We start from the raw sequence: 9,552 nt of genomic DNA, 5'->3' as shown, positions 1-9,552 counted from the left end.
GCATTGGCTCCAACTCTGGCGTGATGGCCCAAGTGGGCCCAACCAGCCCAGCGGCGGATATACCGCAAGGCGATTTGGACACCGCCAAGGCGTATGGCGAGCGCGTGGCGGCGGTGGCTGCGAAATTGCGCGGGTAAGCCCGCCACATCGGCCTCGACTGAGGGCGATCAAAAAGGGCAGCGCTTGACCCAAGCTGCCCTTTTTCTTTGGTTAGCATCAAGGTATGAAAATTCTTCAAATATTGCCTTGGACCGATTGGGTTGCCCTCGGTTTTTTCTTGTTGGTGTGGGTGGGCTACACCGTATTTGCCAAGCATTCGAGTGACGGCAAGCATTCCATTTTGGCCATGACCAACCGTTATCGCCACCAATGGATGATGCAAACCACAGCGCGTGACCCACGCATGCTGGACGGCATCATCACGCAGACCTTGTCAGCCACGCCCGCATTTTTCTGCTCCACCACCATTTTGATTTTGGGCGGTTTGTTTGCCTTGCTGGGTACCACCGACAAAGCCGCCGAACTGGTGCGTGAAATTCCGTTTGCCGAGCAAACGCCCATCTTGGTGTTTGAATTCAAGATCTTGGTGTTGGTGGTGATTTTTGTGTACGCTTTTTTTCGCTTCTCTTGGTCGATGCGCCAGTACACCTTCGTGGCTTTGCTGATTGGTGGCATGCCACCTGCAGAAGACTTTGCCAGTGGCCAAGCTAGCACGCGCCAACGTTATGCCGACCGTGCAGCTGCCATGACGGGCTTGGCCGCCGAGACCTTTAATGGCGGCTTGCGGGCTTATTATTTTTCGTTTGCAGCCTTGGGCTGGTTTTTTTCGCCCATGCTGTTTGCCTTGTCCACGCTGCTGGTGGCGGGTATTTTGTACAGCCGTGAGTTCAAGTCGGAGGTGCTGACACTGCTAGAAGAATGATCGCAAAGCTGCCATCGGCCGCCAAACTCATCCTCCTTTGGTCAGCGCCGACGCCTGGGTGACGGTCCAATACAAATCTGCAACAGCCTGTCCCTACAATCACAATCCATGTTTGTCCACCTGCGCCTTCATTCTGAGTTTTCTATCGTTGACGGGACCAATCGCATTGACGAGGTGGTCCAAGCCGCCGCAGCCGATCAGCAACCCGCGCTGGCCATCACCGACATCAACAACCTGTATGGCGCCATCAAGTTTTACAAAGAAACACGTGGCAAGGGTGTCAAGCCCATCATCGGGGCTGAGATTTACCTAGAAAGCCTCACCCAAGACGCAGCGCTGACTTCGCGCATGGTCTTGTTGGTACAAAGCCATCAGGGCTACTTGAACTTGTGCGAGCTCATCAGCCGTGGGTGGACGCAAAACGTCCACAAGGCCGTGGCCGTGATCAAGCTGGCTTGGCTGCAAGAGTTGTCGCAAGGCCTGATTGCTTTGTCGGGCGCACAAGCGGGGGCGGTGGGTCAAGCCTTGGTTCAAGGTGACACCACCCGTGCAGGCGAAGTGGCTTTGCAGTTGGCTGGTATTTTTCCGCATCGCTTCTACATTGAGCTGCAACGCGCGGGACGCGCGGACGATGAACCCCATGTGTCTGCTGCGGTTCAGCTGGCCGCTCGTCTCAGTTTGCCCGTGGTGGCCACGCACCCTGTGCAGTTCACCCAGCCCGACGACTACGAAGCGCACGAGGCGCGAGTGTGCATTGCCGAAGGCGAAATCTTGGGCAACCAACGCCGTGTGCGCAAGTTCACGCGTGACCAGTATTTCAAAACTTCTGCACAGATGTGCGAGCTGTTTGCCGATGTGCCCAGCGCCATTGTCAACACCGTTGAAATTGCCAAGCGTTGCAACCTGACCTTGGTGTTGGGCAAGCCGCAGTTGCCCAACTTTCCTATCCCGCCTGTGAACGGTGTGGTGATGTCGGTGGAGGACTATTTCCGTCATGTGTCGCACGAAGGCTTAGAGGTCCGTTTGGCGCATCTGTACCCCGTGCAAGCCAAACGCGATGAAGAGCGCCCGCGCTATGTGGAGCGCCTCGAGTTTGAGCTGAACACGATTTTGAACATGGGCTTTCCCGGCTACTTTTTGATCGTGGGTGACTTCATTCAATGGGCCAAAGCCAATGGCTGCCCCGTGGGCCCAGGTCGCGGTTCGGGCGCGGGCTCACTGGTGGCCTATGCGCTGAAGATCACCGACCTTGACCCGCTGCAATACAACTTGCTGTTCGAGCGCTTCTTGAACCCAGAACGGGTATCCATGCCCGACTTTGACATTGACTTTTGCCAAACCAACCGCGACCGCGTGATTGACTACGTGAAAGACAAATACGGCCGCGATGCCGTGTCGCAAATTGCCACCTTCGGCACCATGGCAGCGCGTGCCGCCATTGGCGATGTGGGCCGTGTGCTCGACATGAGCTACACCTTTTGCAAGGGCATCAGTGGTTTGATTCCCAATAAGCCCGGCCAGCACATCACCATCGCTGGCGCGATTGAGGTCGAGCCCATCTTGGCCGAGCGCTTGGCCAAAGAGGATGAAGTCAAGACTCTCTTAGAGCTGGCGCAAAAGCTCGAAGGCATGACGCGTAACGTGGGCATGCATGCGGGGGGTGTGTTGATCGCGCCAGGCAAGCTGACCGACTTTTGCCCGCTTTACCAACAGCCTGGGAGCGAATCGGCGGTCAGCCAATTTGACAAAGACGATGTGGAAGCCGCAGGTTTGGTGAAGTTTGACTTCTTAGGATTGGCCACGCTGACGATTTTGGAGATCGCGCGCGAGTTCATCATGCAGCGCCACACAGGCCAAGAGAACTTTTCCTTTGACAACATTGCGCTGGATGACGAGGCCACCTACCGCTTGTTCCAAGATGGCAAGACAGAGGCGGTGTTCCAGTTTGAAAGTCGCGGCATGCAGGGCATGTTGCGCGACGCGCGGCCCACGCGCTTGGAGGACCTGATTGCGCTGAACGCCTTGTACCGTCCAGGCCCGATGGACTTGATTCCAAGCTTCGTGGCGCGTAAGCATGGACGCGAAACCATTGAGTACCCGCACCCCATGGTGGCGCAGATGTTGTCTGAGACCTACGGCATCATGGTCTACCAAGAGCAGGTGATGCAGACTGCGCAGATTTTGGGCGGCTACTCGTTGGGTGGTGCTGACATGTTGCGTCGTGCGATGGGTAAAAAGAAGGCCGAGGAGATGGCCGAGCACCGCGCCATCTTCCGCGCAGGCGCAGCCAAAAACAACATCGACCAAGACAAAGCGGACGAGATTTTTGACTTGATGGAGAAGTTCGCGGGCTACGGCTTTAACAAGTCGCATGCGGCGGCTTACTCGTTGCTGGCTTATCACACCGGCTGGTTGAAGGTGCATTACACGGCCGAATTTTTCTGCGCCAACATGACGGTGGAGATGGACAACACCGACAAGCTCAAGGTGTTGTTTGAAGACGCGCACAAGATGGGTCTCACCTTTGAAGCGCCAGATGTCAACCGTGGTTTTTATCGCTTTGAACCCATCTCAGACAAAGTCATTCGCTACGGCCTAGGCGCCATCAAAGGCTCAGGCCAGCAAGCGATTGAGGCTGTGGTGGCCGCGCGCCAAGACGGACCATTCACCAGCTTGTTTGATTTTTGCCGCCGCGTGGACCGCAGCCGCATCAACAAGCGCACGGTCGAAGCCCTCATCAAAGCGGGTGGGTTTGACAACATGCACTTGAACCGCGCCGAGCTGCTGGCCAGCGTGGACCGCGCGTTTGACTTTGCCTCCGCCAGCGAAGCCAACGCCAACCAAGGCGGCTTGTTTGACATGATGGGCGACGATGCACACGGCTCGAGCACGCAAGAGCCTGAGTATGTGGCGATGCTGCCTTGGGGCGTGAAAGAACGCCTCACGCACGAAAAAGTGGCCTTGGGTTTTTACCTGTCGGGGCATTTGTTTGACGAAGTTGAGCGCGAAGTGCGCCGCTTTGCGCGCACCCGCATTGAAGATTTGATGGATTCGCGAGAGCCGCAATTGCTGTCTGGCATCGTGAGCGACATGCGTGTGATCAACGGCCAGCGCGGCAAGTTGGCCATTTTCAAGCTGGACGACAAATCAGCAGTCATCGAGGCCACGGCGGACGAGGCCACCATCCACACTTACCGTCACACCTTGAAAGACGACGAGTTGGTGGTCATCATGGGCAAGGCGCAGCCTGATCGTTTTTCGGGTGGTTTGCGTTTGTCTATTCAACAGGTGTGGAGCCTCGAGCAAGCGCGTTGCCGCTTTGGCAAACACCTCAGCGTCACGGTCAACGGCACGTCGCCCGACCTTGCCCGCTTGCTGCGCGACTACCCCGCCAAAATCGAGCAATCCGAGCAAGGTGAGTTGGTGCGCGGCTTGAGCGTACGATTCAAGGTGTTACGCGACGGTGCCATGGCTGATGTGCAACTGGGCGATAGCGCCAAATTTTTCCCCAGCGATGCGGCATTGGCCAGTTGGATGGCTCAAGCCCACGAGGGGCAATCTCACATCATTTATGAATAAACACTTACTCTGGACCGTTCCGACGCTCATGACGCTCACGCGCATCGTCGCCATTCCTTTGATCATTGGCTTGTATTACTTGCCCATCGACATGGCGCAACGCAATCTGTGGGCCACCGTGATGTTTGTGGTGTTTGCGTTGACCGATTGGCTGGATGGCTACTTGGCCCGAAAGCTCAACCAAACTTCGGCATTTGGTGCTTTTTTAGACCCTGTGGCGGATAAATTTTTGGTGTGTGCGTCGTTGCTCATTTTGGTGCATTTGCAACGCGCGGATGTGTTGGTGGCGCTCATCATCATTGGTCGCGAAATCGCTATTTCAGCCTTGCGTGAATGGATGGCGCAAATTGGTGCCTCACGCAGCGTAGCCGTTCATATGCTGGGCAAGCTCAAGACCACCATGCAGATGGTGGCCATTCCATTCTTGTTGTTTGACGGTCAGTTGTTTGGGGTGATAGACACAGCCCTGTGGGGCACGGTGTTGATCTGGATTGCGGGTGTGTTGACCGTGTGGTCCATGGTTTATTACCTGCAAAAGGCATGGCCTGACATCGTGGACCACGCCAAGTAATGCCCATCCAACAAAACCAAGCATGGCTGCGTGTCATGCCTTGGCTATTTGTGTTGATTTGGAGCACGGGCTTCATCGTGGCGCGCTACGGCATGCCCAATTCGCCACCGTTTACTTTTTTGTTGTGGCGCTACGTTTTTTCTATTTTGTGTTTTGTGCTGTGGGTCAAGTGGGCGCGTGTGCCTTGGCCGCAGGGCAGGGCGCAGTGGTTGCATTTGGCCATCACGGGTGTGTTGATGCACGCGGGCTACTTAGGTGGTGTGTGGGCCGCTGTCAAGGTGGGCATGGGTGCTGGACTGACGGCCTTGATTGTGGGTTTGCAGCCCGTCATCACCGCCATTTGGTTGTCGGCCCGCGGGGGGCATGTGTCGCGTCGGCATTGGCAAGGCTTGGCTTTGGGCTTTGTCGGTTTGGCGATGGTGGTGTCGCACAAGTTGAAAGGCGGCATTGAGGTCACGCCTTGGAGTTTGACCATGATCACCATGGCTTTGGTCTCCATCACCACAGGCACGCTCTATCAAAAACGTTTTGTACAGCCCTGCGATGTGCGCAGTGCCAACGCTGTGCAGTTGATGGCCGCCTATGTGGTGACTTTGCCCTTGGCTTTGATGGAGAGCGAACCCGCCTTGTGGAACGCTGAGATGACCGGGGCCATGGTCTGGGCTGTGTTGGTGCTCACGCTGGGAGGCAGCTCATTGTTTTATATGCTGATCCAACGCGGTGCAGCGGCTGCGGTGACCAGCTTGTTGTATTTGGTGCCGCCCACCACCGCAGTGATGGCTTGGGTTTTGTTCAGCGAGCCCATCACCTGGGTGACATTGGCGGGTATCGCGGTGACGGCAGCTGGTGTGAGTTTGGTGGTGCGACCGCCTAGAATTGCTGCTTAGTTTTTCGAATGTTTTTAAAGGGTGAAGATGAGTCAAAAACGCATTGCAGTGATCGCCGGTGATGGCATTGGCAAAGAAGTCATGCCCGAAGGTATTCGCGTCATGGACGCGGCGGCACGCAAGTTTGGCATCGACTTGAAATTCGATCACTTCGATTTCTCCAGCTGGGACTATTACGAGAAGCACGGCCAAATGTTGCCTGACGACTGGAAAGACCAAATCGGCAGCCACGATGCGATTTACTTTGGTGCAGTGGGCTGGCCTGAAAAAATTGCAGACCACGTCTCGCTGTGGGGCTCGCTGTTGATGTTTCGCCGCGAGTTTGATCAATACATCAACCTGCGGCCCGCGCGTTTGATGCCAGGAATCATTGCGCCCGTGGTGCGCCGAGATGGCACGCCACGCCAGCCCGGTGAGATTGACATGTACATCGTGCGCGAAAACACCGAGGGCGAGTACTCCAGCATTGGTGGGCGCATGTACGCCGGCACAGAGCGCGAAATTGTGATGCAAGAAACCGTGATGTCACGCATCGGTGTGGACCGCGTGTTGAAGTTTGCGTTTGAGCTGGCACAAACACGCCCTAAAAAGCACCTGACCAGTGCCACCAAGTCCAATGGCATTGCCATCACCATGCCTTACTGGGATGAGCGTGTGGTTGAAATGGCCAAGAACTATCCTGGTATCTACGTGGACAAGTTCCACATCGATATCTTGACCGCCCACTTTGTGCAGCGTCCGGACTTCTTTGATGTGGTGGTGGCCAGTAATTTATTTGGCGACATCTTGAGCGACTTGGGGCCAGCTTGTACGGGCACGATTGGTATTGCACCGAGCGCCAACTTGAACCCCGACCGCAAATTCCCCTCCTTGTTTGAACCCGTGCACGGTTCAGCGCCTGACATTGCAGGTCAAGGCATTGCCAACCCAATTGGCCAAATTTGGTGTGGCGCCATGATGTTGGAATTTTTAGGCCATCAGGATGCACATGATGCGGTGATGGCCGCCATTGAAAAAGTACTCGATCCCAAGAGCGGTGCGCCCAAAACACCAGACATTGGTGGGAATGCAAGCACCGCTGATTTGGGTCTTGCAATAGCAAATGCCCTGTAACAACGAGTTTAAAAAACGACTAGAATTTCTAGACGTACCGTGTTGTGCATGACGCCTGTGTTCAGGGTGTTCACAGCACTGAGATCAGTTCATCCACGGCTGCGTAACATTTTTGACCATCGCATCTCATTGAGAGGGGATTTTTGTGAATAAGACAGAATTGATTGAACACATTGCCAAGCACGCAGATATTTCCAAAGCTGCTGCTACCCGTGCACTAGAGTCAACCATTGGCGCTGTGAAAACCACCTTGAAAAAAGGCGGCACAGTCTCTTTGGTGGGTTTCGGTACTTTTGCGGTTGGCAAACGCGCTGCTCGCACCGGTCGCAACCCACGCACAGGTGAAGCGATCAAAATCAAAGCGGCCAAGGTGCCTAAGTTCCGTCCAGGTAAGGGACTGAAAGACGCCTTGAACAAATAACGGTTTCGGTTGGGTGCTTAGCTCAGTTGGCAGAGCGGCTGCCTTACACGCAGTAGGTCGGCGGTTCGACCCCGTCAGCACCCACCACCCATGAAAAAGGCGAACACAGAAGTTCGCCTTTTTTTCTTGGCTCCTCTCACATCACAATGAGTTTTTCACATGTTTGATTTTGTTCGCAAGCACACACGGATCATGCAGTTTTTGCTGTTCCTGTTGATCTTCCCGTCTTTTGTTTTGTTTGGCCTTGAGGGTTACAACAGCTTTCGCGAAGGTGGTGCAACGGTGGCCTCGGTGGATGGCATAGACATTAGCCAAGGTGAATGGGATGCAGCACACCGCAGCCAAGTCGAGCGCATGCGCAGCAGCATGCCCAATGTGGATGTGAAGTTGTTTGACACGCCTGAAGCCAAATACAGCACGCTTGAGCGCTTGGTGCGTGATCGCTTGTTGCAAGTGGCAGCCGCCCAACTGCGTTTGGGTGCAAGCGACAGCCGATTGGCGGTCGAGCTGCAACAAAATCCAACCATCGCCGCTTTGCGTCGCGCCGATGGCACCTTGGACATGGAGCGTTATCGACAATTGCTGGCGACGCAAGGCATGTCGCCTGAGTCGTTTGAAGCGCAAGTGCGAGCTGATTTGGCTGCGCGTCAAGTGATGTCTGGCGTGGGTGTGACCAGTTTTAGCGCAAGCACTTTGGCCGATGTGACCTTGAATGCTTTTTATGAGCAACGCCAAGTGCAAGTGGCACGCTTTGCACCCGCCGACTATGTGGGCCAAATCAATCCCACTGAGGCTGAACTAGAGGCCTATTACAAAGCAAACAGCGAGAAGTTTCAATCTGCAGAACGTGCCGACATCGAATACGTGGTGTTGAACTTGGCCGCTGTGCAAAAAGACATTGTGGTGCCAGAGGCTGAGCTCAGAGCTTACTTCGAACAAAACGCGGCACGTTTGGCGGACTTAGAGGAGCGTCGGGCCAGCCACATCTTGATCAACGCTGACAAAGCAGCCCCCGTTGCGCAACGTGATGCTTCCCGTGCCAAGGCCCAAGCCCTGTTGACCGAAGTGCAAAAGTCGCCAACGCAGTTTGCAGAGCTCGCGCGTAAAAATTCGCAAGATCCAGGCTCCGCTGCCAAAGGAGGTGACCTCGATTTCTTTGGTCGAGGTGCCATGGTGAAACCATTTGAAGACGCTGTTTTTTCGTTGAAAAAGGGTGAGACCAGCGCCGTGGTGGAGACCGAGTTTGGTTTTCACATCATTCGTCTCACCGACATCAAACAGCCTGAGCAAAAAAGCTTTGAATCACAACGCACCAAGCTCGAACTTGAGGTGCGTGCCCAACTCGCCCAACGCAAATTTGCTGAGGCTGCTGAACAGTTCACCAACCTGGTCTACGAACAGTCCGATAGCTTGAAGCCAGCAGCCGAACGTTTGAAGTTGGATGTGCAACTCGCCAGCAACTTGGGGCGCGAGCCTGTGGCTGGCATCACAGCCGTCAACAACCCCAAGCTCTTGGCTGCCGTGTTCTCGCAAGACTCCATTGAGAAAAAGCGCAACACCGAAGCGGTGGAGTTGGCTCCTAACGTGATGGCTGCGGCCCGCATCATCAGCTACAGCCCCGCACGCACTTTGCCATTGGACAACGTCAAAGCCCGTGTACGTGAGCAAGTGGTGGCTCAACAAGCCAACGAACGCGCACGTGCTGAGGGTGCAGCCAAGTTGGCTGAATGGAAGGCCAGCCCCGATGCAGCCAAGCTGCCTGCTGCCATTGTGGTGTCGCGCGAAGCCAAGCAAACACAGCCCAGTGCCTTGGTGGAAGCTGCCTTACGTGCCAACACACAAGCCTTACCCGCATGGGTGGGTGTGGATTTAGGCACGGGTGGCTACGCGGTGGTGAAGGTTGAAAAAGTGTTGCCCCGTGATGCGGCCAACACTGCTGGCCTGGCCCGTGAGCGTGACCAATACGCCCAATGGTGGGCATCGGCTGAGGGCTTGGCTTACTACAAGCTGCTGAAAGAAAAATTCAAGGCGCAAATCAAAATAGCTAGGTTATAATTTT

The 9,552-nt window shown here is 55.3% G+C and carries 7 protein-coding genes and 1 tRNA gene; all 8 read left to right on the top strand.

From position 1 onward, the window contains the following. Positions 1-223 precede the first annotated feature (223 nt). The gene (locus tag V7Q41_RS06675; RefSeq protein WP_333844523.1) at positions 224-922 is read left to right on the top strand and encodes a DUF599 domain-containing protein; all 699 of its coding nucleotides are present in this window, start codon (positions 224-226) and stop codon (positions 920-922) included. A 108-nt stretch (positions 923-1,030) separates the two neighbouring features. After that, positions 1,031-4,501 (top strand): DNA polymerase III subunit alpha, encoded by a 3,471-nt coding sequence (gene dnaE, locus V7Q41_RS06670; protein WP_333844521.1) that lies wholly within the window; start codon positions 1,031-1,033, stop codon positions 4,499-4,501. After that, complete coding sequence (gene pgsA, locus V7Q41_RS06665; RefSeq protein WP_333844517.1) at positions 4,494-5,072, top strand: CDP-diacylglycerol--glycerol-3-phosphate 3-phosphatidyltransferase; 579 nt, start codon at positions 4,494-4,496, stop codon at positions 5,070-5,072. Before dnaE ends, pgsA begins: the two co-directional genes overlap by 8 nt. Beyond that, entirely contained in the window at positions 5,072-5,959 is an 888-nt protein-coding gene (locus V7Q41_RS06660; protein ID WP_333844514.1) for a DMT family transporter, read from the top strand. Before pgsA ends, V7Q41_RS06660 begins: the two co-directional genes overlap by 1 nt. Positions 5,960-5,986: 27 nt before the next feature. Next, positions 5,987-7,072, top strand: a complete 1,086-nt coding sequence (locus tag V7Q41_RS06655) for a tartrate dehydrogenase (RefSeq protein WP_333844511.1) — start codon at positions 5,987-5,989, stop codon at positions 7,070-7,072. Positions 7,073-7,217: 145 nt separating this feature from the next. Continuing rightward, the gene (locus V7Q41_RS06650) at positions 7,218-7,493 is read left to right on the top strand and encodes an HU family DNA-binding protein (protein ID WP_333844509.1); all 276 of its coding nucleotides are present in this window, start codon (positions 7,218-7,220) and stop codon (positions 7,491-7,493) included. 11 nt (positions 7,494-7,504) lie between these two features. Then, a tRNA-Val gene (locus tag V7Q41_RS06645) sits at positions 7,505-7,580 on the top strand. Between the two features lie 72 nt (positions 7,581-7,652). Further along, positions 7,653-9,548, top strand: a complete 1,896-nt coding sequence (locus V7Q41_RS06640; RefSeq protein WP_333844506.1) for a SurA N-terminal domain-containing protein — start codon at positions 7,653-7,655, stop codon at positions 9,546-9,548. Positions 9,549-9,552: the final 4 nt, after the last annotated feature.

Origin of the sequence: Limnohabitans sp. (assembly GCF_036804465.1) — a bacterium.
In the GTDB taxonomy this organism is placed as follows: Bacteria; Pseudomonadota; Gammaproteobacteria; order Burkholderiales; family Burkholderiaceae_C; genus Limnohabitans.
This window is presented reverse-complemented; position numbering and strand designations above follow the sequence as displayed.

Coding starts and splice junctions, on each gene's coding strand:
- V7Q41_RS06640 (WP_333844506.1), top strand. CDS start 7,653: ATGTTTGATTTTGTTCGCAAGCACACACGGATCATGCAGTTTTTGCTG.
- V7Q41_RS06660 (WP_333844514.1), top strand. CDS start 5,072: ATGCCCATCCAACAAAACCAAGCATGGCTGCGTGTCATGCCTTGGCTA.
- V7Q41_RS06675 (WP_333844523.1), top strand. CDS start 224: ATGAAAATTCTTCAAATATTGCCTTGGACCGATTGGGTTGCCCTCGGT.
- dnaE (WP_333844521.1), top strand. CDS start 1,031: ATGTTTGTCCACCTGCGCCTTCATTCTGAGTTTTCTATCGTTGACGGG.
- pgsA (WP_333844517.1), top strand. CDS start 4,494: ATGAATAAACACTTACTCTGGACCGTTCCGACGCTCATGACGCTCACG.
- V7Q41_RS06655 (WP_333844511.1), top strand. CDS start 5,987: ATGAGTCAAAAACGCATTGCAGTGATCGCCGGTGATGGCATTGGCAAA.